The following is a 24,735-nucleotide window of genomic DNA, read 5'->3' as shown; positions in this document are numbered from 1 at the left end:
GCGCGTGCGGGGCTCCGGCGTTCTCGGTATCGCCGAGGACGACGGGAGGAAGGCCTCAGGGGCGGAAGATGAGGGTGTCCGCCGCATAGACCGCCGAGGCGAAGTCGGCTCCGTCCGTGTCGCCAGGACTGGCCAGCTCGGGGAAGGCGAGCTCGAGCTCGCGCAGCGGCTTGCGCCGTGCGGCTTCGATGCCCAGCGAGACGAGCTCGGACGCGTAGGTGTCGGCGCGGAAGGTGGCGTGCGCGAACTTCTTCGCCGCGGCGCCCATCGCCACGAGGTCGACGGTGCCCTGCGCGATGTCGCGGAGCCGACGGCTGATGCCGCGCTGGATCTCGCGCGGCTCCACGTGCAGCACCGCGTCGCGCGGGAGTCCGGCGTAGAAGCCGGCGTCCACGACGATGAGAGGCGTCCCCGAGAGCATGCCCTCGATGGCCGAGGCGGACGCGGACTCGAGCGTCGGCTTCCGGGTGCAGACGATGACGTCCGCCGCCTGGAGCTCGGTGAGGAGTTGGGCGGACGACACCTCTCCGGTGACCGTGAGGTCGACCCCGAGATCGTCGGCGAAGGTCCGGAGGCGGTGGCGCTCGGACTCCTCGATGGATCCGACGACCCGGTACGCGATCCTCGTGCGGAGGGACCTGTGGATCGAGATGGCGGCGATGACGTCGTCGCACAGCTTGTTGCGGTTGATCCGACCGAACGTGAGCACCGTGATGGGCTTCTCGGGCTCGTCGTCCTCGATGAGGTCGAGCAGCGGCGCCTCGGGCGCGGGCGCGTCGGCTTCGTCGGGCAGATCGTAGGGGAGGGGCACCACGATGACGGGCGCCGGGGTCGATCGCTGGACTGCGGCCAGCCCGAAGTCGGAGTGCGCGATGACGCCGTCGGCGTACTGGCAGATCCACTCGGTCAGCGGATACGCGGGCCAGGCGCGCTCGACGAACTGGCCGCTCGAGGCCATCGAGAGGAAGGCGCCCAGGTCGAGCCCGTACCACCGATCGAGGACGGCGGCGGCCTCGGTGCCGTTGTCGGCGATCCAGGACAGGAACATGTCGCCCATGAAGAAGTCGTGGAGGGCGACGCATCCGCCGATCAAGGGGAGCCAGTGCACGTTGCCGGCGTGGAAGGGGTAGTGGTCGCCGACCTGGTGGAACACGATGTCCGACTCGACGGCGATCTGCCGGACGGCCTTCGCCTGTGTCCAGTGGGTCGAGTCGGCCAGGTCGGGGTTGCGGTTCCACGTGTCGAGCGGGGTCAGCTCGGTGGCCACGACGGCCACGTCGTGGCCGGCCACCTGCAGGGCCGAGCGCACCAGCGCCGAGACGCGGCCGATCGCCGATTGCGCATGGGTGGGGGTGAACAGCGCGATCTTCATGCGAGAAGCCTCTCGACGGTGAGGTCCCAGGTGGCTCCATGGGCGTTCCAGTGGCGATGGATGTTGGCTCCGCGTTCGCGGCACAGGAGCGAGGACTCCGACGCCTCGGCCATGGCGGCCGCGAGCGACTCGGCCGTGGGCTCGGCCACCCAACCGGAGTAGCCGTCGCCGACGAGGCCCAGGATGCCTCCGCTATCGCTCGTGGTGATCACGGGTTTCGACGCCTGCGCCGCTTCCATGCTCACGTAGCCGAGCGAATCCTCGTCGTAGGGGATGTAGATGCACGCCCGTGCGTGGTTGACGCGGTGGGCCAGCTCCTCGCGTGTCGTGAACCTCAGGTCCAGCGTGAGGCGATCCTCGACACCCAGCTCGACGGCGAGCCGCCGGAGCGCGTCGGCCGAAGCCTCGTCGTCGGCGGGGCCGGCGATGACCAGACGCACCGACTTCGGCGTGAGGGCGAGCGCCCGGATCAGGAGGTCCTGCCGCTTGAGCGAGTTCACCCGGCCACCGGCGAACAGGTAGCCCTCGTCCCCGGCGTCGTGGAAGAGATGGGCGTCGTTCAGCGGCGGGTAGAGGACTTCGCTGTCGAAGCCGTTGTACTGGGCCAGCCGAGCGGACGTCGTGGGGGAGTTGGTGAAGATCCTGCGCGCCCCCTCGAACGCGGTGGAGTCCTTGCGGCGGATGAGGTCGAGAGCCGCCCGACCCTCGTCCGTGTCGGGGAGGTTCGTGTAGCCGGCGTCGTACAGGTCGTAGGCCTGGCGGTACTGGTGCAGCAGCCAGAGGGTCTTGTCGCGGTGGGGCACGAGGTAGGCCGGGAACTTCAGCGCGATGACCCGGTCTGCCGCATCGACTCGCATGGTCGTGGCCATCGACATCTGCTTCGCCAGGACCTGGAACGGCTCCCAGCGGAAGGGCAGCCGGATGAGCTCGACGTCGTGTCCGTGGCGCTCGAGGGCCCCGACGAGGTTGAGGGCGAGCTCCTCCGCGCCACCGTGGACGAACGGCGCCATGTTGTTGAGTACGGCGACCTTCATGCGGAGACGATCCTCTCGACGACGTGCGACCACGAGATTCCGAGCTCGTCGACGCGGTCGGCGGCGCCCGCTCCGAGCCGTCGGGCGAGGTCGCGGTCCGTGAAGAGGCGGTCCATGGCGTTCGCGAGACTCTCGGGAGTCGGCTCGGAGACCAGTCCGCTGCGGTCGTCCTCGACGAGCTCGAGGACGCCGCCGGCGTCGCTCGTGGTGAGGACGCCGCGGCGGGAGCGTGCCGATTCGAGCGTCGGATAGCCGTACGAGTCCTCGTCGAGGGGGATGTAGGCCGTCGCCAGGGAGCGGGCGATGATCCGCTGCTTGGCATCCTCTTCGACCCAGGCGTCGTCGACGGTCAGCCGACCGCGGACCCCGAGGGATTCTGCGAGATCGCGCAGGTGCTCGGCGTAGTCGGGGGAGGAGCCCTTGCCGACCAGGTGCAGTCGCACGCCGGTGGTCGTGTGGCCGAGAGCCTCGACCAGGAGGTGCTGGCGCTTGTGGTGCTCGAGTCTCGAGACCGCGACGATCTCGTCGCCGAGACGATGATCCTCGGGCGCCTTCACATCGGGCAGCGGCGGATAGAGGACCTCGCCCTCGATCCCGTTGAAATGGTCGAGGCGATCCGCCACGACGGTCGAGTTGGTGAAGATGTGGCGAGCCTCCGCGAACGCCCGGTCGTCGACGCGCCGGATCAGGTCCCGTCGGGCTCGCGTGATGGCGGTGTCGGCGAAGCCTCGGTAGTGCGTGTCCCAGAGGTCGTAGTACGGCCGGATGTGGTGGATGAACCAGAGGATCTTGTAGGGGTGCTGCACGAGGTAGGAGGGCGGTCTGAAGCAGACCACGCGATCCGCCTGATCCGTGAGGTCGATCATGCGGAAGCGGGCCATCTCGCCGACGATCCGGGTCGGGTCCTCGTCGAAGGGCAGAGCGATCGTCTCCACCTCGTGCCCCGCATCACGAAGCGCGGCAGCCAGCCAGTCGACGATGTTGCGCGCGCCGCCTCGGACGAACGGCACCGTCGACGTGACGAGCGCGATCCTCATCGGGTCGACGCCACGGCGCCCAGGGTCTCGCAGACGCGGTCGACGTCGGCGAGGGACAGCCCCGTGTGGAGAGGCAGGCTGATTCCCCGCGCGCTCCAGTCGTCGGCGACCGGGAAGGCCGCATCCGACAGGAACGCCGGGAGCACGTGCATCGGGTAGAAGACGGGACGGCTGTCGACGCCCTTCGCCGAGAGACCGGTCATGACGGCGTCGCGACGCGCCGCATCGCCGTCGCGCAGGAAGACGTTCTGCAGCCACGGGACCGAGCGGCTGCCGTCGGGAGCCTCGGGCACCTCGACGAATTCGCCGAGGTCGGCGAGCCCTGCGCGGTAGCGGTCTTCGATGGCACGGCGCTTGCCGAGCATCTCGTCGAACCTCTCGAGCTGCGCCACGCCGATCGCCGCCTGGATGTTCGTCATCCGGTAGTTGTAGCCCACGACGGGGAACCAGTACCGACGCGACGGGTCCATGCCCTGGCCGCGGAGCAGGCGCAGCCTGTCCGTCAGCTCGTCGTTGTTGGACGTGACCACGCCGCCCTCGCCCGTCGTGACGATCTTGTTGCCGAAGAAGCTGAAGATCGCGGCGTCGCCGAACGAGCCGACGGGTCGGCCCCCGACGGTCGCCCCGTGCGACTCGGCTGCGTCCTCGACGTGGAAGAGCCCGTGCCGCTCGCAGATGTCGCCGATCGCGACGACATCGGCGGGGATCCCGTAGAGGTGGACCGAGATGACACCGCGCGTGCGCTCGGTGACGGCTGCCTCGAACGCGACCGGGTCGATGTTGAGAGTGCCGGGCATGACGTCGACCAGCACCGGGGTCGCGCCGCAGTATAGCACGGCGTTGGCCGTGGCGACGTACGTCACCGTCGGCACGATGACCTCGTCCCCGGGCCCGACGCCCAGCGCCGCCAGAGCGAGGTGCAGAGCGGTGGTGCCGTTGTTGGTCGCGACGGCGTGCGTGGTGCCGGCGAGCCGGGAGAAGTCCATCTCGAACTGGCTGATGAAGCGACCGATCGACGAGATCCAACCGGTCTCGAGGCACTCGGTGACGTACTTCAGCTCGTTGCCCTCGAGATCGGGCTGGGCCAGTGCGACCCTCTGGACGTCCACCGTGCTCATGAAGCGGCCTTTCGTGTGCGAGCCGGATTCCCCCAGGCCCTGACTGTGCTGTCGAGGTGCGTCACCACGACGCTCCCCGCTCCGACGACGACGTCGTGACCGATCGTCGTCTCGGGTATGACGCTCGTCCCGACCCCCAGGAGGGACCGGGCGCCCACTGTCACGTTGCCGGCCAGATGGGTGCCCGGCGCGATGTGCGCGAAGTCGCCGATGTCGCCGTCGTGGTCGACCGAGGCGAGCGTGTTGACGATAACCCCGGCGCCGAGCCGGGTGCCGACGTTGACCACGGCACCGTGGACCACGAGCGTGCCCGCGCCGACCTCGACGTCGTCCGCGACAGAGGCGGTGGGGCTGATGGCCGACACCAGGTCGAAGCCCTCGCCCTGCACCATGGCGGTCACCCGCTCACGGAGGACGTTGTCGCCCAGCGCGACGTGCGCCCGGCGCACGCCCTGTGCGCGCAGGATCCGAATGCCCTCGACCTCGTCGAGAATCGGCACCCCGCGCTTCTCGCCGGATCCCCCAGGCGTGAGGCACGCGGCGACGGTGTAGCCCGCTGCGGTGAGGACATCCATCGCCACGCTCGCGTGACCGCCCGCGCCGAAGACCGCCACGGGGCCCACCGGACGGTCTGCGGTGTCGCCGCGGGTCACTGGGCGGTCTCGAGTTCCACGAGCCTCGCACGCAGCTGTCGGATGTCGTCGCGGAGCGCGGCGATCTCGTCGTCCTGCTCCTCGAGCATGATCCGGAGACCGACGAGCACCTTGTTGGTCTCGCGCGACCGGGAATCGGACGACCTCTCCAGGGCCGAGATGAGCGCGACGATCTGATCGAAGCGCGCGGAGGACCGGCGGTCGCTCAGATCGGCGCGCTCGCGCAGACGCGACTCGACGTGAAAGCCGGGCTCGGTGAGGAACGTCCGGGTGCGCCAGGCCAGCGGCCGCGCGAGAGGCGTGGTGAAGGCGGCAAGCCGTCTCGCCGTGGTGCGCACGCGAGCACGGGCTACGGCGCGAGAGAGGTCGGGGCGCTTCACGCGCACACCTCCCGCAGGCGCTGCGGCATCAGCGCGGCGTGCTCGACACGTCCGGCTGTTTCATCCATCTCAGGCCCCCAAGGCTGACATCGTTACCAATTGACTATAAGTCACCTAAGAACACCGCTTGACCACGTGGAACGACGCGTCGCTCGACACCGAGGTACGGTGAAGTCAAAGCGAATAATCCTCCGATGTGAGAACCCGTCCCGAAGCTCGCGCCGCGCGCCACCGAACGTCGGCACCCCTGGGAGCACCCGTGCCCGAACGAACCCGCCACTCCGTCGTCCCCGTCGTCACCGAGGTCGCGGCCGGGGTGCACTTCGTCCAGGGGCCCGCGTCGAACTGGACGATCCTCTCCGGCGACGGCACCGCCAGCCTCATCGACACCGGCTACCCCGCCGACTTCGACCTCCTGCGCGCAACGATCCTCGACGTCGCCGGCGACGTCCCGATCGACGCCGTCGCCGTCACGCACGGGCACTCCGACCACACGGGCGGTGTGCGGGGGCTGCTCGAGGCGTTCCCCGGTCTCCGCGTCCTCGCCGCCGCCGAGGAGTTGCCCAACATCCGCCGGGACGAGCTCATCCAGGTGGGCGTGCCGCAGCTGGCGCCCTACCTCTGGCGGCCTCGATTCGCCGCGTGGGCGCGGCACGCGATCGCGGCCGGGGGGCTCTCCGATGTGGGGGTGCCTGATCCTGAGGCCTGGGTCGCAGGATCCGGGCTCACTCTGAGCGGCCACACGGTCGTGCCCCAGCTCGCCCCCGGCCACACGCCCGGGCACTCCGTCTACCTACTGCCCGACGCCGAGGCCATCGCCACCGGCGACGCTCTCGTGACCGGGCACGCGGTGCTGCCGACCCTCGGCCCGCAGCCGATCCACCGGGTCTTCGACCACGATCGCGACCGGGCGCTCGAGACGTTCGCATCGATCAACTGGCGGCGTCGGGGGATCGCGGTGCTGCCGGGCCACGGCCCCGTGCTCCTGCGCCCCTGACGCGGGTGAGGCCCCCCTCCTTGGGGATTGCCCCGGGGGTGAGGCGGGGGTGATAGTCATGGGGTGACCTCACCACTCCGACCCCTGGCCCTGCCGTTCTTCCGCGGGCGCTTCTCGGGGCTCGGCGGCAGGTTCTCGATCCCACGGCCGAGCGACGCGCCCAGCGCGCACTCTCCCGGGGTCGACCCCGACCGCATCCTGATCTTCGGAAACGGTGCGGCGGTCGGCTGGGGTGTGCGCAGCCACGACCTGGCTCTGCCGGGCCAGCTCTCGCGCCAGCTCTCGGCGGTCACGGGCCGCGGAGTCGACGCCGACCTCGTGGCGGACCCGCTCATCACGATCCAGAACGCCGTCGACCACCTGCCCGATGACCGGGTTCCCACCTACGACGCGATCGTCGTGGTCATCGGCTTCTCGGATGCCCTCCGCATGACCTCGGTGCGCCGGTGGCGGCAGGACATGGCGGCCCTCCTCGGTCGCCTCGTCGCCCTGCGCAGCACCGGAGCCGAGATCGTGATCCAGGCGATCCACCGACCGTCGTCGATCAAGTACTTCGCGCTGAAGGAGGCCGGCGCCGTCGACGCTCACGCCGAGCGCCTCAACGCCGTCACGCGCGAACTCTGCGACGAGCTGCCCGGCGTCCGCCTCATCGTCAGCCGCGATCGCGCCGAGGCCGAGAGGAAGATCGCCGACGAGCACGGCAGCCACGGCGGCGGCCAGGGGATCGTCGGCGAGCAGATCCCGGCGACCGAGCTCTTCCGCCTCATCGCCGCGACGATCACCGCGCAGCTCGCGCCCCTTCTCGACGACCACTTCGCCCGCGGCCGGGAGGACTGCCCCCTCCGGGTCCGCCCGCAGTCCGACGACGACCGCGATCGCGCGGTCCGCGCCCTCGGAATCCTCGACACCCCGCACGAGAAGCGCTTCGACGAGATCGTCGAGCGGGCGCGCGTGCTCCTCGGCACGACGGGCGCGGCGTTCTCGGTGGTAGACCGCGACCGCGTCTGGAACAAGGCCGTCGCCGGCCCGGTGCCGCGCGAGTTCCCCAACGAGCGCGCCATGTGCTCGGTCACGATCCGGGGCGACGGGCCGTTCGTCGTGCCCGACGTGTGGGAGGACTCCCGCTTCGAGGCCACCTCCGAGCTCCGCTTCTACGCCGGCTACCCGGTCCAGACTCCCGACGGAATCCGCATCGGGGCGCTCTGCGTGACCGACCCGCAGCCTCGTCACGCCGATCAGGTCGACCTCGTGCTGCTGCGCGAGCTGGCGCTCTCGGTGCAGCGCGAACTGTCTCAGGTGTCGCAGGCGTTCTAGAGGGCGCCGCCCGCGGCCAGGTAGTCGCGGTGCATCTCCACCTGCGACAGCGCCGACCAGAGGTAGAACCCGGTGAGGTTCTCCCAGCCGGCGGTCCAGGTCAGCTGCGACGCGACGGTCCAGATCGACGACGCAGGATCCGAGCGCAGCACGCCCGAGACCTCCCTCGTCCGCCGAAGGTGGTGCTCGGCCGCCGCCGCCGCGCGTTCCGGGAGCCCGCGGAACCGGTAGCCGTGGCCCGGCAGCACCTCGAGATCGCCGAGGGCGGCGACGCGCGTGCAGCTGCCGACGAAGTCCGCCAGGGCGTTGGAGTCCGTCGGCCCGCCGAGCCCGAGGCCCGAGAACATCGTCGGCAGCAGGTGGTCGCCCGACAGGAGCAGGCCGCGGCTCTCGTCGACGAGGCACAGGTGCCCGGGGGTGTGGCCGGGCGTGACGAGGGCGCGGAGGGCGAAGCCCGCGACCTCCAGATCCTGCCCGTCGGTGAGCCGCCGGTCGACCGTCACGGTCGGATAGTCGGGGGCTCGCCCGGCCGCCTCGAGCAGTTCGGGATTGCGAGCGGTCGGCACGCCCCAGAGCGCCGCGCGGGCAGCGACCTGGTCGGGCGTGAGGCGCAGCGAGTCGAGCCGCCCGAGCGCGTCGGCCTCGATGCCGGAGAGCTGCACGGCGGCGCCGGTCGCGGCGCGCAGCCGCTCGGCCATGCCGAGGTGATCGGGATGCAGGTGCGTCACCGTGATCGTCCGCACGTCGCCCCAGCCCGCGCCGAGGGTACCGAGCGCGGACTCGACCGCGGCGAAGTTCTCGTCGCCGTCGGTGCCCGGGTCGACGAGATGCAGGCCTCCCTCGGCGTCGCGGAGGAGGTACAGGAGCGACGCGGGGATGTGCTCGCCCGGCATCGCCAGGCCCAGCGCCCACACGTCGTCGCGGACGGCTTCGAGCGGCGGCACCCCGAACGCCTCGGAGGCGGCGAACTGGCTGGTGCTCGTGGGTCGGGGCTCCTGCCCGGGATCGGCGGTCACAGCGCAGCCTCGCGCGACGAGACGTGTGCCGCGAGCCTTCGCCCGGCTTCTTCGAGGGCGGGCGCAGGATCGGCGATCGCCGCCTCGGCCGATCCTGCGATCGCACTGAGAGACTCCGCCGCGTCGAACCCCGTCGTGGCCGCGTCGATCGACCCGGCGACCAGCAGCGTGGAGGCGCCGCGACGCTCGGCCAGCCAGAGCACGAACGCCGGCACCTTGCCCTCGGCCGACTGCTCGTCGAAGCGGCCCTCGCCGGTGACGACGACCGTCGACGCGTCGATGTCGTCGGCCAGGGCGATGGTCTCGGCCACGATCTCGGAGCCCGGGGTGAGCGTGGCGCCCCAGGCCAGGAGGCCGAAGGCGGTGCCCCCGGCCGCACCGGCGCCGGGCGTCGAGGGATCCACGGGGATGCCCGACGCCGAGAGGGCGAAGGCGAACCGGGCCAGGGCGGTGTCCATCGAGCGGATGTCCTCGGGCGTCGCGCCCTTCTGCGGGCCGAACACGGCCGCGGCACCGCGCGGTCCGAGCAGCGGATTCGCCACGTCGGAGATCACGACGGCGCCGCGCTCGGGCGGCGGCGGCAGCGACGAGAGGTCGACGCCCCGCACCTTCGCGAGCCCGCGCGCCCCCGGGCCGATCTCGGTGCCGTCCGCGCCGACGATGGTCGCGCCGAGAGCCTGCAGGGCGCCCGCCCCGCCGTCGGTCGAGCAGCTCGAGCCGACGGCGAGCAGCAGCCGCGTCGCGCCGCCCGCCACGGCCGCCGCGATGGCCTCGCCGAAGCCGCGGGTCGACGCCTCCTGCGCGTTCAGCTGATCCGGGCCCAGGAGAGTGATGCCGCTCGTCGAGGCCAGCTCGACCACGGCCGTGCCGTCCGGCAGCAGGAGCCACGAGGCCTCCACCGCGGAGCCCAGGGGGCCCGACACGGTGATCGGCTGCCGGATCGCGCCGGGCACGGCGGTCTCGAACGCGTCGAGGGTCCCCTCGCCGCCGTCGGCCATCGGGCGCAGGAGGATCTCGTCGCCCGGCCGGCCGCTCAGCCAGCCCCGCCCGATCGCGGCAGCCGCCTCACGCGCATCGGCCGACCCCTTGAACGAGTCGGGCGCGATGACCACCCGCGCGGCCCGTCTCGAGCTCCGATGCTGCATGTTCCGAGCGTAGGGGGTCGGGCAGTATGACTAGTATTGACGTTGCACAGGACGACCTGTGGACGGGGGCGTGATCATGACTACGGAGTCCCGAGTGCCGTCCCGTTCCACCCCGCCGTCCGGTCCCACCGCATCCGGCCGCCGTCCGAGCCAGGAGCGCGCCCAGGCCACGCGCGCCGCGGTGCTCCTCGCGGCCGCCTCGGTCTTCGCCGAGCGCGGCTACGCGCGCACGACCCTCGACGTCGTCGCCCTCGAGGCCGGCGTCACGAAGGGCGCCCTCTACTTCCACTTCGCGTCGAAGCACGACCTGGCCAACGCCGTCATCGCCGAGCAGACGCGGGTGATGCGGGAGGGGGCGGACGAGATCCTGGCGGGCGACGCGTCGGCGATCGAGACTCTGATCCTGCTCGTCGCGGCCTACACCGAGCGCATGGTGAGGGAGGTGGTCGTCGCGGCGGGCGTGAAGCTCATCACCGAGGAGATCGTCGCGGCCCTCGACATCGTCGAGCCCTACGAGGAGTGGGACTCCATCTACACCGGCCTCCTCGAGCGGGCGATCGTCGAGGGCGACCTGCGGCCCGACATCGACTGCGCGGCGCTCTCGCACTACATCATCGGCGCCTACACGGGCGTCCAGCAGGTCTCGAACTCCCTGACGCAACGGGCAGACCTGCCGCAGCGCGTGGCCGAGATGTGGCGCTTCCTGCTGCCCGGCGTCGTCCCGACCGAGCGGCTCGAGGCCGTTCTGGCGCTCCCCGCACTCGCCCGCTGACGGGCCGGACGACCCCCGCACGCGTGTAGGCATAAGTGCAGGGTAGAAAAGTACCGACCAGTATGGTTCTATCGATGCATCGCCACGGAGGAGGCGACGCACCACCGGGGAGAGCTGCCGGTGCGAGGCCAACCACCTCGCCCGGCACCTCTGGGCTCTTCCCGTGTGCCCGCGCCTGCGCACAGCGGTCGGGCCCGACGCTCGGGGCCGCCTCGTCGGCATCCACCGATCGGTGGACCCGGCTCTGACCGATCGACCGTGCCGCACTCGGCGTCGAGCGCCCATGCTGGCCTCATGACCGAATCCAGCGCGTCGAATCGCGACACCGCCGTGGTCGTCCGCGACCTCGTGAAGTCGTACGGCCACGCCACCGCCGTCGACGGGATCTCGTTCGAGATCCGTCGCGGCGAGACCTTCGCCCTGCTCGGCCCGAACGGGGCCGGCAAGAGCACCACGATCGAGATCCTCGAGGGGTACCGCGACCGCACCTCGGGCGAGGCGTCGGTGCTGGGGCAGGATCCCCGGGCCGCCGGCCGCGACTGGCGCGCCCGCCTCGGCATGGTCCTCCAGTCGTCGGGCGAGAGCGGCAACGTCACCGTCCGCGAGCAGCTCTCTCACTTCGCCCGGATGTACCCGCACCCCCGCGACGTGGAGGAGACCATCGCGGCCGTGGGGCTCACCGAGAAGGCGTCGACCCGCATCAAGGCGCTGTCGGGCGGCCAGCGGCGCCGTGTCGACGTGGCCCTCGGCGTGATCGGCCGGCCCGAGCTGCTGTTCCTGGACGAGCCGACGACCGGGTTCGACCCCGAGGCGCGGCGGGAGTTCTGGGAGCTGATCCGGTCTCTGAAACGCGAGGGCACCACGATCCTGCTCACCACCCACTACCTCGACGAGGCGGCGCAGCTGGGCGATCGCGCCGGGGTCATCGCCGGCGGTCGCCTCATCGACATCGGGGCCGTCGACGAGATCGGCGGTGCTGCCGCCCGCACCCCGCTCGTGCGGTGGAGCGACGCGAGCGGCCGCCACGAGCAGCGCACCGAGACGCCGACCGAGCTCGTCGCGCGGCTGCACGCCGAGACGGGTGGCGAGTTGCACGGCCTCGAGGTCGTCCGGCCGAGCCTGGAGGACATCTACCTCGGGTTGGTGGCGTCGGCGGGCTCGTCGGACGCGGTGCGCACCTCCGCCTCGCCCGAGGAGGTGGCGGCATGAGGGCCATCGCGCTGGGCCTCGACCGGGCCCGCTACGAGACGCGCGTGTACTTCCGGCAGGGCGACACGATCCTGTTCACCTTCCTCTTCCCGGTGATCATGCTGACGATCTTCTCGATCGCGTTCTCGTCGGCCGGCAACTACGGCACGAAGCCCGACGGGTCAGGAGGGATCAGCGCCGCGGCGTTCTATCTGCCGGGGATGATCGCGGCCGGGATCCTGCTCTCGGGCGTCCAGAACCTCGCCGTCGACATCGCGGTCGAGCGCGGCGACGGCACCCTGAAGCGGCTCGCCGGCACACCGCTGCCGGTGCTGTCGTACTTCGTCGGCAAGTTCGGCCAGGTGCTCGTGACCTCGGTGCTGCAGATCGCGCTGCTCGTCGCCGTCGCGCACTTCGCGTTCGGCGTGGCGCTTCCAGGCGCAGGAGCCCACTGGCTCACCCTGATCTGGGTCTACCTGCTCGGCATCGTCACGAGCGCCGTCCTCGGCATCGCACTCTCGCGGCTGCCGCGCACGGGCAAGTCGGCCACCGCGGTGATCGTGCCCATCGTGCTGATCCTGCAGTTCATCTCCGGTGTCTACCTGCAGTTCTCGATGCTGCCGACGTGGCTGCAGAACGTGGCGTCGATCTTCCCGCTGAAGTGGCTGGCGCAGGGGACGAGGGCCGTGTTCCTGCCCGATTCGTTCAAGTCGCTCGAGCAGGGCGGATCCTGGAACCTGTGCGGGATCGCCCTCGTGCTCGGACTCTGGTTCGTGGCGGGGCTCGTCGCGTCGCTGGTGACCTTCCGCTGGATCCGGAAGGATTCGTGATCGGAAGGGAGCTCCGCGTGACGGGCAATCGCTGGTGGCACGTGCTGTTCGCGGCGACGATGCTGGTCGTCGCCGGGATCTTCGCAGCCAACGCCGCGTCGGGGAACGACGAGCGGCTCTCCTTCGCCGCACTCGTCGCGATGAGCGTCGCGTACGTCGCTTTCGGCCGCCGCGGCTTCGAGTCGCGCCCGCACGCCGTGGCGTTCCTCGCGGTCGTCGTCGTGGCGCTCGGCGTCGGCACCGCCGGCGACCCGAACATGGCGACGACTCAGTGCATCGCGCTGCCCCTGGTGTGGATCCAGCTGTCGCGGACCCGCGACGCGATCGTCGGCAACGTCGTCGCCGTCACCGCGGTGGCGATCGGCATGGCCGCCTTCTTCGACTTCTCGTCCCAGGGGCTCGTCGAGGCGGCGCTCATCGAGGGAATCAGCCTCGTCGGCAGTCTCTGCCTCGGTCTCTGGATCAGCCGGGTCTTCGAGCTCAGCGACGAGCGGCGACGACTCGTCGAAGAGCTCCGCGCCGCGCAGGGCAGGGTCGAGGCCCTGAGTCGGGAAGCCGGGGCCACGAGCGAGCGAGAGCGCCTCGCGCGCGACCTCCACGACACGATCGCGCAGAGCCTGACCGGCCTCGTGCTCCTCTCGCAGCGCGCCTCCCGCGAGATCGCCGGCGGCGACTCTCCTCGCGCGTCCGAGACGCTCGCGCTGATCGAGGAGACAGCGCGCGACACCCTTGCCGAGACGCGCTCGCTGGTCGCGGCGGGGGCGCCCGTCGATCTCGACGCCGGCCTTTCTGCGGCGCTCGAGCGACTCGCGTCGCGCTTCTCGCGCGAGACGGGGGTCCCGGTGGCGGTCGAGTCCGACGTCGCGCCCGGCGCCGTCTCGCGCGACACGGAGGTGGTGCTGCTCCGCGTGGCGCAGGAGGCCCTGGCGAACGTCCGCAAGCACGCTCGGGCGACCACGGCGCGCATCCGCCTCTCGGGCGACGACGCTCGAGCCACCATGGAGATCGTCGACGACGGCTGCGGCTTCGACGCCTCCGGTGCCACAGACGGGTACGGGCTGGCGGGCATGCGCGCCCGCATCGAACTCGCGGCCGGGAGCGTGTCGGTCGATTCGGGGCCGGGGCGGGGCACGCGGCTGACCGTGTCGGTGCCGGGGGTGCCCGCTGCTCCTGCGCCCCTCGGGTCGACCCCGGTGTCGTCGCCCGCGTCGTCGCTCGGGGCCGCCTCGTGATCCGGGTGCTCGTCGCCGACGACCACCCCGTCGTGCGGGCCGGCATCGTCGCACTGGTTCAGGCGGCCGACGACATCGAGGTGGTCGGGCAGGCCGGCGACGGCGTCGAGGCAGTCCGCCTGGCGCTCGAGCTCTCGCCCGACGTGGTGCTCATGGACCTCCGCATGCCGCTGCTCGAGGGCGATGAAGCCACCGCCCAGATCGTCGCGTCCGGGCGCAGGAGCCGCGTGATCGTGCTCACGACCTACGAGTCCGACGACGCGATCCTCCGCGCGATCGAGGCGGGGGCGAGCGGCTACCTGCTGAAGGCCGCGCCCGAGGATGAACTCCTCGCGGGGGTGCGGAGCGTCGCCCGAGGCGAGGTGGCCTTGGCGCCGTCGATCGCCGCCCTGCTCGTCCGACGGGTCGCGGGAGCCGGTGGTGCGGCAGGAGCCGGCGGCACGGCCGGCGGCACCGGCGGAGCTTCGCCCGTCGCCCTGACCGACCGCGAGACGCAGGTGCTCGCCCTCGTCGCCCAGGGGCGGAGCAACCGGGAGGCCGGCGCCGAGCTCTTCGTGAGCGAGGCGACGGTGAAGACGCACCTGCTGCACGCGTTCGAGAAGCTCGGTGTCTCGGATCGCACGCGCGCCGTGACTCGGGCGATGGAGCTCGGCCTCCTCCCTCTTGCCCGCTGACACGGGGCTCGCTCACCTCTCCTGCCGCGGCTGTGGACGGATGCCATCTCGAGCCGCCGCCTGTGGACAGCGGCTCCGGTCGCCCGCGCGTGCGCTTGGCTCTCGCCATGGAATCGACGGGCTGGTCGGCGGAGGCGCTGGCGACGTTCTGGGCGGCGGCGCTCGCCGCGGGCATCGGGCGACCACGCTCGTGCTCAACCTGCTCGAGGCGCGCGCGGCGAGGCGGCGCCTCGACGAGTCGTCGCGCCGTGAACAGTGGTGGCTGCGGTGGACGTGGACGATGGAGCGGCTTGCGTCGGAGCGCGGGCGGGAACGCCGTATCGGGCGACTGCACGTTCAGTCGCTTCTGCATGTACCGTGGGCGTTGCGGGATGATATGCGAATATCACTGGAAGTGTTCGAGTCCCTTGGCGAGGGCACTCGACAGGAGGGCGAAGGGCGACATGGTGTTGATAGGCGGTCAGGCGTTGACTGACGAAGCGCTGGAGGAGCACGACGACTTCATGCGCATCCTCGAAATCGGCGTCGAGCAACTGGAGATGCGCGCGCGAGAGGCGCGCGAGCCCTACCCGATGGATGCGCAGATGGTGCGCTGGCGGAAGAAAGTCGCCGAGTGGCACGAAGAGCTCCGCGTGCGCGGAGTCGGGTACCGAGGCGTCATTCCCCGCGACGCTCACTAGCGGCGCGGCGCACGCAGCTGCGACCGTCAGGCGCGACGCGCGAGACGCTCCGTGAGACTCAGCCGCACCGTCGGCCACTCCGACGCGGTGATGGAGAAGACGACCGTGTCGCGCAGCGTGCCGTCTCGGCCGATCTGGTGATTGCGCAGCACGCCGTCTTGCTTGGCGCCGAGACGCGCGATCGCCGCCCGCGACTGGACGTTGTGCCAGTGCGTGCGGAACTCGACGGCGATGCAGTCCAGTTCGTCGAACGCGCGCGTGAGCAGCAGGAGCTTGGCCTGGGCGTTCACGCCGGTCCGCTGCACGCCACGCCCCAACCACGTGTACCCGATCTCGAGCCGCCGCGTCTCGGGCACGAGGTTGCAGAACGTCGTCATGCCGACGGCCTTCCCCGACTCCTGCGACACGACCGCCCACGGCGCCATGAGACCGGCGCCCTGCCAGTCGAGCCGCTGCCGGATCGCGGCGGCCATCCCGTCGGGCGAGGGGATCGACGTGTACCAGGTCTGCCAGAGGTCGCCGACGGCGACCGCCTCGGCCAGGTCGGCCTCGTGGGCGGCGGCGAGCCCCTCGAGCCGCACGCGTGGGCCTTCGAGGGTCGGGGTGGACGAGAACAGTGTCGCGGAGTCGCTCATGCCGCCGAGCCTAGGGCGGCCCTCGCCGCCGCCGCCGGTCCACTTCGGCCGCGAGCCGCCGGACCACTACGTCGTACGTGCGCAGGAGCCACCAGTCCCGCAACCGTCATTGAAATGACACACTATGGTTGTCTCGTGTTCATGAGGGTCTTTACGGTTGTGGCCTGCGTCGCGATGGCTATCGGCGTCATGACGGCAGCCGTGGTCGACGAGGAGGTGCCTCTCGGCGGGAACTCGCTGGTGGTGATTTCCACAGCGCCCAAAGGCCTCGGTGCTCCTGCCGCGCTTCGTACTGTGACGAGAGCCTTCGCAGCGGAAGGCGTAGCCGGCGCATTGCGAGTCGCAGACAACGGGCACTTTACGCAGCGCCGAACTTTCGTCGTCGAAGCAGGATCGTTCGCGCACGGACTCGTGCCTGGTTTGCGTTATCCGGACCTGATACCGGGTCACTCGACCCGAGTCATCGGGTCCGACACCGATCGACCTGCAGATGTCCAGGGAGAATGGGTTGTTGGTGGATCCGTCGCGTCCGCACGCGACGTTGCGGCTCGCCTCAGGTCTCGCGGATTCGAGGCGGATGCCTCCCCACTCTCGGCGAGAGGACTCGCCACCCGCACTGCCCTGTCAGGAAATGCTTTTCTTGTCCTCCTGGTGACGGTAGTGGCGGTCATCGCGTCGGTGTTGTCGGCTGTGTGGCGGCGGACAGGCAGTCGGCCCTTCGGGGATGCTTCAGACATTGCCCCTCCGACTTCGAAGGCCCGGTGGTTCGTTCGGTTAGCAAACGGTTCGATCTGCTCGGCATTGGCCGTGGGGGGAACGGGCCTGGTGGCGCTCTGGCTCGCCGGAAGACTTCCCCAGGCTGGGCGCATTTTCGGCGTTGCTGGAGTGGCTTACGCCACTTGTTGCATCGTCGGTCTGGCAACGCTGTGCGCCGTTTCGCCTCGGCGCCAACGAGGAAGCGCCGGAACGAGCCTGAGTGAGGGGCGATCAAGTCCAGCCCTGTCCACCTTCACTGCCTTTCAGAGGCTAGCCTCGGCGGCGCTAGTCACAGGACTGGTAGCGGGCACCTTCACCTCCGCGACGCTCGTCGCCGTGCAGCTCCGGGGCCTCGGCGAGTGGAGTCATTTCCCAGGCGCCGTGTCGCTTCGATTCGCTTCGACGTCAAGCGATGCCGAGTTGCAGGCTCGCCAAAGCGCCTTCGGTGACTTGACTCGCGACCTGGAGAAGCGCGACTTGGCTTTCGTGAACTTCACTTCGGGCGCGCGACCGCGGTTCGCGGACGACTACACGGTGGAAACAGGCAACACGCTGGTCGTCGACCAGGCGTTCCTGGCACACGCTCCGATTCGGGACGTAGGCGGCCGGCTCGTCCAGGCGGCCCGGCAACGCGTGACGGTCTACTTGCCGACTGACGCACAGCCCCGGGAAAGTGCCTGGCGAAAGTATTTCGACTCCTGGGTCCGGGATCAGATGTCTATCCAGGGTGGCCGTGACCACCCGGACATTCCTGTCTCCATTCGCTACCTGGCCGGAGGGGCGCCAGTGTTTCATGGCGGTGGCTCATTTGACGCCTCGCAGCAATACCTTCATGGCCCTGCGGTCGTGGTCGTGCCGACCAACAGGCCGCTGCTGTCAGACGACTTTCTTCTGTCAGCAGCCACGAGCGGTCAAGTGATGTTCGTCGATTCCCGCGAGCTTCGACATCGACTCGAGCGGTCCGGCATCACCGATCTCGTTCTCTCGATCGACGCTGCGGGGGCCGTGACTCGCGAAGCGGTTCTTTGGGGTGTGGCTCGATCCGCGAATGGGCTCTTGGGTGCTGTACTCGGTTTCGTATCGCTCGCGACGTTGACTCGTCTCGTGGCCGAAATGCACCTCGCTGCGAACGCAGGTCGGCTTGTCGCTCGACGAAGACTCGGACACTCTCTACTCCGAATCTTCGGGGGTTATGTCACGGCTCCAGCTATCCTCGGAGCCCTCGTGGTCGGTGCTCTGTCAGTTCTTGGCGGGGCTTCGCCCAGCGGAGCCGTGATTGCAGCGCTCCTTGTTGGGAGCCTTGCTGCTCTCACATCTCTCAGGTCGCTCCGCGACTGGCGCGGCCTGAAGACAGGGCCATAGAGCCCTACCCGGCTGGGCGGGCATGATGGCCGGGATCGCGCTGATGGCCTCGCCCGCGAGTCGCGATCAGGATGACGGCGCCGGCGAAGGCACACGTACACGCGATGCTGACCGTCGCCGGATCCGGACTGAAACGGCCTTCAGGAACCAGGCTCTCCGCGACGACGGCGAATGGAATCACGAGTGAAGCCAGAACGCTGCCCCGCGTTCGCCGAGAGGCGGCCGTCGCAAGAAGGGCCAAGACGGGTCCGGCCACGAGCGACGCCATGAGCCAGTAGCCGGTGGAGAAAAGGGGGAAGTCGCCGCCGTCCGAGAACCAGGCGAGCACGTAATACGACAGGACGGCACTCGAAAGCGTCAACCAGGTGGCGATGACAGACCGGAGTCTCGACCTGCCCAAGCGACCGCCGAGCATCCCCACGAGAGCCCACACACTCCCGAGGTTGAGCGGTTCGAACAGGTCCGACAAAGGATGCGGGGATAGATAGGCGGAGATCTGAAGGGCGCTGAACGCGAGGCCCATCATGACCGGTGCATATATATCGCGATTTGCTCCACGAGTCCCGCGAGCGATAGTGTCCTCTGGTAATACTCGCATTTCATAGTAGAATATCATGCGAAAAATGGGTCTGCTGCGAACCGGCGTCATCCTCGGCGTCGTCATCGCCTTCGGTGGAGCATCCGCCGCCTACGCCGCGTCCGAAAGTGTCGGTGGCGGCACCTGGCAATACGGTCTCCAGGGTAAGAAGCCTGGCGGAATCACGTATTCGAATTACTACAACGGCTCGAAGAGCCATGGGTCGAGTGCCAAGAGCGGCAAGGGCCTCAATCGTTCCCCGATGGTCGGCAAGGGCAAGTGGTCGTATGCGGCAATCGAGTCGACACTGACGGGTAACCAGGCGTATTGGCGCAACGAGTGAGATCCGTCGCGGCTCGAGGCGAGACCACTCAGTCGTAGGTGCGCAGAAGGCGCCAGCCCTGGCTCCAGGGGTCGCGGCTGACGTCGAAGACGAGCGTCTCGCCGCCCTCGCCGGTGCCCTGGAATCGCCACGACTCGCGCAATTCGGGCGGGTGCGTGATCGCCGGGTCGAACGCGGTGTCGACCTGCCAGCCCGGGTAGGTCGAGGTGAGTCTCGTCGGAACGTCGCTCACCCGGAAGCGGTGGGCGCGCCAGACGAGGCGCAGCGGCACACCCTCGTCGGTCGTCCACACGGTCACGGCCTCGTCGACCCGGGTCATGGTCTCCACCCCGCTCCTCTCGTTCGAACATGTGTTCGAGTGAGGAGACTCTACGACGCGGTGCGGCGACACGCCAAGAGCGAGAAAAGGGGGCGCAGGATCGCGTCAGCCGCGCGTGATCCTGTCGCCCGACGACATCTCCCACAGGGCCACGCCGTGCAGCCCGACCGACTTCGCGTAGTTCGAGCGCACGGTGAGCGACTGGCCGTCCGACCACCACAGGATGGTTCCGTTCGAGAGCTTGGCGGTCCACTCGCCCTGGGCCGACACCCAGCGCGCTGCACCGCCCGCCTTCTTCCTCGCCTGCGCCGTCGTGATCACGCCACCGGAACCCGACGTCGTCCACGAATAGCCGTAGCCTGCGACGCCGAGGTCGATCTTCTTCGCCGCGACCACGCCCGTGAGCGCCGTGACCGCCTGCTTCATCCACGGGAGTCCGCCGACCGGGCCCGACTGCGAGAACCCGGTGCCGTGCTCGTCGTACGCCATGAGGACGTACCGCGACACGAGCGGATCGAGCCGCTCGAGGTCGAAGCCCTGAGCGGGGTACTGGTTCGCGGCCGACACGGCCGGCAGCGTCATCGAGATCGAGGCGGTCGAGGGGAGCGTCGACCGCAGCTCGGAGACGAAGGTCACGAGGCCCGCCTCGTCGGCCTGCGACATCGACTCGAAGTCGAGCTGGACCCCGTGGTACCCGCCGTGCGCGATCTCGGAGGCGAGCCCGGCGATCACGAAGGAGCGGTTCTCCTCGCTGCCGAGCATCGCCGTGACGAGGTCGTTGCTGAAGTCGCCCTTCTGCTGATCGATGTTCGTGACGAGCAGTTCCGACTTCAGGCCGTCGGCCTTCGCCTTCGCGGCGATCTTCAGTGCCTCCTGCGACGACGCGGCGACACCGGCGCCGCCGGTCGTGAGGTTCACCCCGGAGATGCCGACGATGTCGAGGGCGGACCTGTCGCGGGCGAGCGCGGTGAGGGTCGCCGCGTCGTCCACGCCATAGCCCTCGACCGAGAGCGACTTCGGCACGGTCGCGACGTGACCCGACGTGCCGGTCGCGGCCGTGCATCCTGCGGTCAGGAGGATGGCCGCGGCGGCGAGGCCGCCGACGAGGGCGGCTCGGGAGCGAGGGTGCTTCATGCGATGAGGGTAGCGAAGCCGCCCGCGACGAACCTCCGCGGCTCAGGGGGTGTCACAGGGCCGTCGGCGTGCCCCCAGTTCGGGTGTGGCGCTGTTAAATCGCGGTGAATTCTGCGTCGGCGCATGAGCGGTTTCGGGGGGCAAAATGCGCGACGTGAAGGTGTCCGCGGGGTGTCCGGCTCGTGCGTGACCGATCAGGGCCCTTCACCAGGTCCTCATGGTTTCCGGGGTACAAAAAGGTCCCCCAGTCGGCACTATGGAGGACACGGGACAGCCCATGTCGGCACTATGGAGGACACGATTCGGCTGATCCTGCGACCGTGAGCTCGGCACCGACCGAGGCGACGTCAGCGTGCCGGGCGGAACTTCCGGCAGTCGCAGAGGCTGCAGTCCGTGCCCCGCCGATAGTGCTCGTGGGCCTCTTTCACGTGCCCGCACAGGCAGAGAGCCTCGGGCGGCGGATCGGAGGGGGGCATGCGGACCGTTCGGTTGGTCGGGGCGGACGCGGTTCTCCGGCCGCCGTGACGGCCGTCGTCGTGATCTCACAGTAGTCGGTCGGACGCCGCGTGACGCCGCCGCGGCTGTCGGGGTACGCGCCGCCTTGGACGAGGCTGTGTCCGCAACAAGGGGGACACGATGCCGGTCCCCAAACGGGGGGTGTCGAGACGGGGGACTTCACGCCGGAGGCCGGTCGGGGGTGGCCCCCGGACGAGGGGTTACGCTCCGTTCGAGCGGCGGCATTACGGTGGCATCACCCAAGCGAGACGAACCGGAATCCGAACCGCGTCGTAACGTGGAAGAGCCCCGGTGAACCCAACACCGGAACACCCGACCGACGGTCGACTACCCGAGTCTCCGTCGGTGCAACACCCGAGTTACCACACCCGCCCCGAAACACCCGCCTACCCGAATTGGCCACTCCCTCATGACTCTTCGTCCTGCCCTGCGCTCGTCCAACCCCACCATCTCGATCGTCGTCCCGGCCCGCAATGAGGCCAAGAACCTCGAGGTGATCCTCCCCCAGCTTCCCCAGGTCCACGAGGTCATCCTGGTCGACGGCAACTCCGTCGACGGCACCGTCGAGACCGCCCAGCGCGTCCTGCCCGGCATCAAGGTCGTCCACCAGACCCGGAAGGGCAAGGGCAACGCCCTGGCCTGCGGCTTCGAGGCCGCGACCGGCGACATCATCGTCATGTTCGACGCCGACGGCTCGGCCGACCCGGCCGAAATCCCCGCGTTCGTCGAGACCCTCGTGAAGGGCGCCGACGTCGCCAAGGGCTCGCGCTTCCGCAAGGGCGGCGGCTCGGAGGACCTCACGCTGTTCCGCTCGGGCGGCAACCTCGGCCTCAACCTGATCTGCAACATCATCCTCGGCACCAAGTACTCCGACCTCTGCTACGGCTACAACGCCTTCTGGCGCGACGTGCTGCCGGCGATCGAGCTGCTCGACTCGGCGCTCCCGGCTCCGGCGAACGGCGGCATGCTGTGGGGCGACGGGTTCGAGATCGAGACGATCCTCACCTGCCGTTTCGCCGCGGCCAAGCTGCGCGTCCACGAGGTGCCCTCGTTCGAGAAGAACCGCATCCACGGCGAGTCGAACCTCAACGCCATCAGCGACGGCATCCGCGTGCTCAAGACGATCTTCGACGAGAAGCGTCGCGAGAACGCCGCGCTCGCCGCCGTCCGCAGCCAGCCGATCGTCCAGACCGGCGAGGCCGTCAACGCCCCCATCCGCATCGACGCCGAGCAGGAAGTCGCGTGACCAGCATCTCCGGCCTGGTCACCGACACCCTGACCGTCAGCGTCATCGTCTGCGCGTACACGCAGCGCCGCTGGCAGGACCTCCAGGACTCCGTCGAGTCGGCCCGCACTCAGAGCAACACCACCGAGGTCATCGTGGTCATCGACCACGAGCCCGAGCTGTTCCGCATGGCCAAGGCGCGCTGGCCCGAGCTCGTCGTTATCGAGAACTCGGAGGCCCAGGGCCTCTCCGGCGCCCGCAACACGGGCGTCGCGGCGGCGACCGGCGACATCGTCGCGTTCCTCGACGACGACGCCACGGCCGACGCCGACTGGCTCACCTGGATGATCGACTCGTTCGACGACCCCTACGTGGTGGGCGTCGGCGGTCACGCCGAGCCGGTCTGGCCCGACGCGAAGGGCCCCAAGCTCTACGCCGACGAGCTCCTCTGGATCGTGGGCTGCTCGTACCGCGGCCTCCCCACCGAGCGTGCCGACGTGCGCAACGCGATCGGCTGCTCGATGGCGTTCCGTCGCGCGACGATCCTCGCCGTGGGCGGCTTCTCGTCGACCCTCGGCCGCGTGGGCAACATCCCGCTCGGCGGCGAGGAGACGGAGCTCTGCATCCGCATCCGCCAGGCCGACCCGAACGCGCGGATCCTCTACGAACCCCTTTCCCTCGTCAACCACCGCGTGTCGGCCGACCGCGGCACCTGGGGCTACCTCCGCCGCCGCTCGTTCTACGAGGGCGTGTCGAAGGCCGTCCTGGCCCGCTCGCTCGGCCGCGGCGACTCGCTTGCCAGCGAGTCGTCGTACCTCACCAAGGTTCTGCCAGCCGCGTTCTTCCGTGAACTCGCCGACGCCCGCCACGGCGGCATCAAGCGCGCCGCGGCGATCACCCTCACCGTCACCGCGACGGTGGCCGGCTACGCGCTGGGCGCCGTGTCGAACGCGAAGGCGTCCGACGCCGGCTCGGTGACCCGGCAGATGGAGCGGGTGGCGGCGGTCGCGCGATGATCGCCCTCCGCCTCGAGCGGCCGATGTCGAGCGCGCAGGCTCCGGAATGGCCCGGCGCCATCTGGATCGGCACCGTCGACGCGCACGACGTCGAGACCCTCGCGGGCGACACCGTCGAGCTGGCGGGCAGCGCGGGCTACACCCGTGCCCGCCTGCTCGTCCGCTCCGGCCGCGCCGTCCGCGGATTCGTCGAGCTGCCCGTCCAGGCGGCACTCGGGGCGGGTGCGCTCGGGGCGGGTGCCGAGGGCGAGCAGGGCGCAGGATCCGACGGCACGATCGGGGTGTCCGCCCTCCGCGCGCAGGTGTCTTCTCTGCCGAGTGCGGAGAGCCCGGTGGCGCCCCCGATCCTGCCGACCGTGACCGTGGTCGTCTGCACCCGCGACCGCGCGGACCAGCTCCGCGGCGCGCTCGCGTCGATCCTGGAGCTCGACTACCCGGCGTTCGACGTCGTGGTCGTCGACAACGCCGGCGCGACCGACGCGACCCGCGTCGTCGTCGAGACCGAGTTCGCCGACCCGCGCGTGCGCATCGTCTCGGAGCCCGTGCCCGGCCTCTCGCGGGCCCGCAACACGGGGCTGCTGGCCGCGACCGGCGAGATCGTGGCCTACACCGACGACGACGTGATCGTCGACCGCGACTGGCTGACCGGCCTCGTCGCAGGCTTCGCACGGGCCGACGACGTCGCCTGCGTCACCGGCCTCGTGCCGTCGGGCGAGCTCCGCACGCCCGTGCAGCGCTTCTTCGACGACCGGGTGAGCTGGTCGCGCAACCTCCGGGCGCGCGAGTTCCGGCTCTCCGAGCCGCCGGCCGACCTTCCGGCCTTCCCGTTCTCGGTGGGCGAGTACGGCACCGGGGCGAACTTCGCCCTGCGCCGCGACACCCTCCTGCGCCTCGGCGGCTTCGACACCGCGTTCGGCGTCGGCAGCCGCACCGGCGGCGGCGAGGACCTCGACATCTTCACCCGCGTGATCTTCTCCGGGGCGGCGCTCGTCGTCGAGCCCTCCGCGCTCGTCTGGCACCGGCACCGTGCCGACCTCGGCGCCCTCCGCGCCCAGGCCGTCGGCTACGGCATCGGCCTCGGCGCCTGGCTCACCAAGGTCGCGCTCAGCCCGTCGATGATGAAGGTCGCCATCGGCCGCACGCCCTCCGCCGTCAGCCGCCTCCTGGCGAAGCGCGGCGGCACGCTTGAGCAGGGGCCGTCGCAGGCCGTTGCCGGGCTCGGAGCCGGGCCGCAGGATCCTGCGCACCTCGCCTCGGGCACCGACTGGCAGCAGGCCGTGTCGAAGGTCGGCTGGACCGAGCTGCTCTCCGTCGCCAAGGGCCCCGGCCGCTACCTCCGGCAGCGGTGGGACGGCACCGGGCTCATCCCCGAGTCCGACCGGGCGGCGGCACTGGCCCGCCGCTGACAGC

General features: G+C 70.2%; 25 protein-coding genes. 12 read left to right on the top strand and 13 right to left on the bottom strand.

Annotated features, from left to right (window positions below; all coding sequences use genetic code 11):
• Positions 1-55: 55 nt before the first annotated feature.
• Genes C8E83_RS13765 through C8E83_RS13740 form a run of 6 tightly spaced genes read right to left on the bottom strand, consistent with a single transcriptional unit; the run spans position 56 to position 5,594 of the window.
• Positions 56-1,372: a glycosyltransferase family 4 protein gene (locus C8E83_RS13765; protein WP_121370420.1), complete on the bottom strand. Its 1,317-nt coding sequence runs from the start codon at positions 1,370-1,372 to the stop codon at positions 56-58.
• Entirely contained in the window at positions 1,369-2,406 is a 1,038-nt protein-coding gene (locus C8E83_RS13760) for a glycosyltransferase family 4 protein (protein ID WP_121370419.1), read from the bottom strand. Before C8E83_RS13760 ends, C8E83_RS13765 begins: the two co-directional genes overlap by 4 nt.
• On the bottom strand, positions 2,403-3,443 hold the full coding sequence (locus C8E83_RS13755; protein ID WP_121370418.1) for a glycosyltransferase family 4 protein: 1,041 nt from the start codon (positions 3,441-3,443) through the stop codon (positions 2,403-2,405). Before C8E83_RS13755 ends, C8E83_RS13760 begins: the two co-directional genes overlap by 4 nt.
• Positions 3,440-4,561, bottom strand: a complete 1,122-nt coding sequence (locus C8E83_RS13750; protein WP_121370417.1) for a DegT/DnrJ/EryC1/StrS family aminotransferase — start codon at positions 4,559-4,561, stop codon at positions 3,440-3,442. Before C8E83_RS13750 ends, C8E83_RS13755 begins: the two co-directional genes overlap by 4 nt.
• The gene (locus tag C8E83_RS13745) at positions 4,558-5,175 is read right to left on the bottom strand and encodes a NeuD/PglB/VioB family sugar acetyltransferase (RefSeq protein WP_147430183.1); all 618 of its coding nucleotides are present in this window, start codon (positions 5,173-5,175) and stop codon (positions 4,558-4,560) included. The genes C8E83_RS13750 and C8E83_RS13745 overlap by 4 nt, the downstream gene beginning before the upstream one ends.
• Positions 5,176-5,210: 35 nt before the next feature.
• Complete coding sequence (locus tag C8E83_RS13740) at positions 5,211-5,594, bottom strand: hypothetical protein (protein ID WP_147430182.1); 384 nt, start codon at positions 5,592-5,594, stop codon at positions 5,211-5,213.
• Positions 5,595-5,853: 259 nt separating this feature from the next.
• Between C8E83_RS13740 and C8E83_RS13735 the strand changes: the two genes are divergently transcribed.
• Both C8E83_RS13735 and C8E83_RS13730 read left to right on the top strand, forming a co-directional pair.
• Positions 5,854-6,591, top strand: a complete 738-nt coding sequence (locus C8E83_RS13735; RefSeq protein ID WP_170159943.1) for an MBL fold metallo-hydrolase — start codon at positions 5,854-5,856, stop codon at positions 6,589-6,591.
• Between the two features lie 63 nt (positions 6,592-6,654).
• Positions 6,655-7,905, top strand: coding sequence for a GAF domain-containing protein (locus C8E83_RS13730; protein WP_121370413.1), 1,251 nt, complete (start codon positions 6,655-6,657; stop codon positions 7,903-7,905).
• Here the strand turns inward: C8E83_RS13730 and C8E83_RS13725 are convergent.
• Together C8E83_RS13725 and C8E83_RS13720 are read right to left on the bottom strand one after the other, a co-directional pair.
• Positions 7,902-8,921: an MBL fold metallo-hydrolase gene (locus C8E83_RS13725; protein ID WP_121370412.1), complete on the bottom strand. Its 1,020-nt coding sequence runs from the start codon at positions 8,919-8,921 to the stop codon at positions 7,902-7,904. The genes C8E83_RS13730 and C8E83_RS13725 overlap by 4 nt on opposite strands.
• Complete coding sequence (locus C8E83_RS13720) at positions 8,918-10,066, bottom strand: glycerate kinase (protein WP_121370411.1); 1,149 nt, start codon at positions 10,064-10,066, stop codon at positions 8,918-8,920. The genes C8E83_RS13725 and C8E83_RS13720 overlap by 4 nt, the downstream gene beginning before the upstream one ends.
• Before the next feature lie 94 nt (positions 10,067-10,160).
• On the opposite strand from C8E83_RS13720, the gene C8E83_RS13715 reads away from it, so the two are divergent.
• From C8E83_RS13715 to C8E83_RS13690, 6 genes are all read left to right on the top strand, one after another.
• A complete protein-coding gene (locus tag C8E83_RS13715) occupies positions 10,161-10,838 on the top strand; it encodes a ScbR family autoregulator-binding transcription factor (protein ID WP_170159942.1) in 678 nt (225 codons plus the stop codon).
• A 294-nt stretch (positions 10,839-11,132) separates the two neighbouring features.
• On the top strand, positions 11,133-12,047 hold the full coding sequence (locus C8E83_RS13710; RefSeq protein ID WP_121370409.1) for an ABC transporter ATP-binding protein: 915 nt from the start codon (positions 11,133-11,135) through the stop codon (positions 12,045-12,047).
• Positions 12,044-12,856 carry an ABC transporter permease gene (locus tag C8E83_RS13705; protein WP_121370408.1) on the top strand — a complete coding sequence of 271 codons (813 nt, stop codon included), beginning with the start codon at positions 12,044-12,046 and terminating at the stop codon, positions 12,854-12,856. Before C8E83_RS13710 ends, C8E83_RS13705 begins: the two co-directional genes overlap by 4 nt.
• 17 nt (positions 12,857-12,873) lie before the next feature.
• Positions 12,874-14,088, top strand: a complete 1,215-nt coding sequence (locus C8E83_RS13700) for a sensor histidine kinase (protein ID WP_170159941.1) — start codon at positions 12,874-12,876, stop codon at positions 14,086-14,088.
• Positions 14,085-14,762 carry a response regulator transcription factor gene (locus C8E83_RS13695; RefSeq protein ID WP_121370406.1) on the top strand — a complete coding sequence of 226 codons (678 nt, stop codon included), beginning with the start codon at positions 14,085-14,087 and terminating at the stop codon, positions 14,760-14,762. The genes C8E83_RS13700 and C8E83_RS13695 overlap by 4 nt, the downstream gene beginning before the upstream one ends.
• A 443-nt stretch (positions 14,763-15,205) precedes the next feature.
• Positions 15,206-15,442 (top strand): hypothetical protein, encoded by a 237-nt coding sequence (locus C8E83_RS13690; protein ID WP_211331703.1) that lies wholly within the window; start codon positions 15,206-15,208, stop codon positions 15,440-15,442.
• A gap of 26 nt (positions 15,443-15,468) precedes the next feature.
• Here the strand turns inward: C8E83_RS13690 and C8E83_RS13685 are convergent, their stop codons facing one another.
• The 3 genes from C8E83_RS13685 to C8E83_RS13680 form a co-directional block, all read right to left on the bottom strand.
• Positions 15,469-16,077 (bottom strand): GNAT family N-acetyltransferase, encoded by a 609-nt coding sequence (locus tag C8E83_RS13685; protein WP_121370404.1) that lies wholly within the window; start codon positions 16,075-16,077, stop codon positions 15,469-15,471.
• A gap of 1,650 nt (positions 16,078-17,727) precedes the next feature.
• A complete protein-coding gene (locus C8E83_RS19255; protein WP_147430179.1) occupies positions 17,728-18,000 on the bottom strand; it encodes a hypothetical protein in 273 nt (90 codons plus the stop codon).
• A gap of 199 nt (positions 18,001-18,199) precedes the next feature.
• Positions 18,200-18,721, bottom strand: coding sequence for a DUF6518 family protein (locus tag C8E83_RS13680; protein WP_121370403.1), 522 nt, complete (start codon positions 18,719-18,721; stop codon positions 18,200-18,202).
• A gap of 97 nt (positions 18,722-18,818) precedes the next feature.
• On the opposite strand from C8E83_RS13680, the gene C8E83_RS13675 reads away from it, so the two are divergent.
• Positions 18,819-19,115 carry a lactococcin 972 family bacteriocin gene (locus tag C8E83_RS13675; protein ID WP_170159940.1) on the top strand — a complete coding sequence of 99 codons (297 nt, stop codon included), beginning with the start codon at positions 18,819-18,821 and terminating at the stop codon, positions 19,113-19,115.
• 28 nt (positions 19,116-19,143) lie between these two features.
• On the opposite strand, the gene C8E83_RS13670 is transcribed toward C8E83_RS13675, so the two are convergent.
• Both C8E83_RS13670 and C8E83_RS13665 read right to left on the bottom strand, forming a co-directional pair.
• Positions 19,144-19,434, bottom strand: a complete 291-nt coding sequence (locus C8E83_RS13670; RefSeq protein ID WP_121371913.1) for a hypothetical protein — start codon at positions 19,432-19,434, stop codon at positions 19,144-19,146.
• Between the two features lie 105 nt (positions 19,435-19,539).
• The gene (locus C8E83_RS13665) at positions 19,540-20,568 is read right to left on the bottom strand and encodes a glycosyl hydrolase family 18 protein (protein WP_121370401.1); all 1,029 of its coding nucleotides are present in this window, start codon (positions 20,566-20,568) and stop codon (positions 19,540-19,542) included.
• Positions 20,569-21,493: 925 nt separating this feature from the next.
• On the opposite strand from C8E83_RS13665, the gene C8E83_RS13660 reads away from it, so the two are divergent.
• The 3 genes from C8E83_RS13660 to C8E83_RS13650 are packed head-to-tail and all read left to right on the top strand — an operon-like array spanning position 21,494 to position 24,731.
• A complete protein-coding gene (locus tag C8E83_RS13660) occupies positions 21,494-22,330 on the top strand; it encodes a glycosyltransferase family 2 protein (RefSeq protein ID WP_121370400.1) in 837 nt (278 codons plus the stop codon).
• A complete protein-coding gene (locus tag C8E83_RS13655; RefSeq protein ID WP_121370399.1) occupies positions 22,327-23,325 on the top strand; it encodes a glycosyltransferase family 2 protein in 999 nt (332 codons plus the stop codon). Before C8E83_RS13660 ends, C8E83_RS13655 begins: the two co-directional genes overlap by 4 nt.
• Entirely contained in the window at positions 23,322-24,731 is a 1,410-nt protein-coding gene (locus C8E83_RS13650; RefSeq protein WP_121370398.1) for a glycosyltransferase family 2 protein, read from the top strand. The genes C8E83_RS13655 and C8E83_RS13650 overlap by 4 nt, the downstream gene beginning before the upstream one ends.
• The last annotated feature ends 4 nt before the right edge of the window (positions 24,732-24,735 follow it).

This window comes from Frondihabitans australicus, assembly GCF_003634555.1.
GTDB classification, from domain to species: Bacteria; Actinomycetota; Actinomycetes; order Actinomycetales; family Microbacteriaceae; genus Frondihabitans; species Frondihabitans australicus.
The sequence above is the reverse complement of the archived record's forward strand: the minus strand, read 5'-3'. Positions and strand labels throughout refer to the sequence as shown.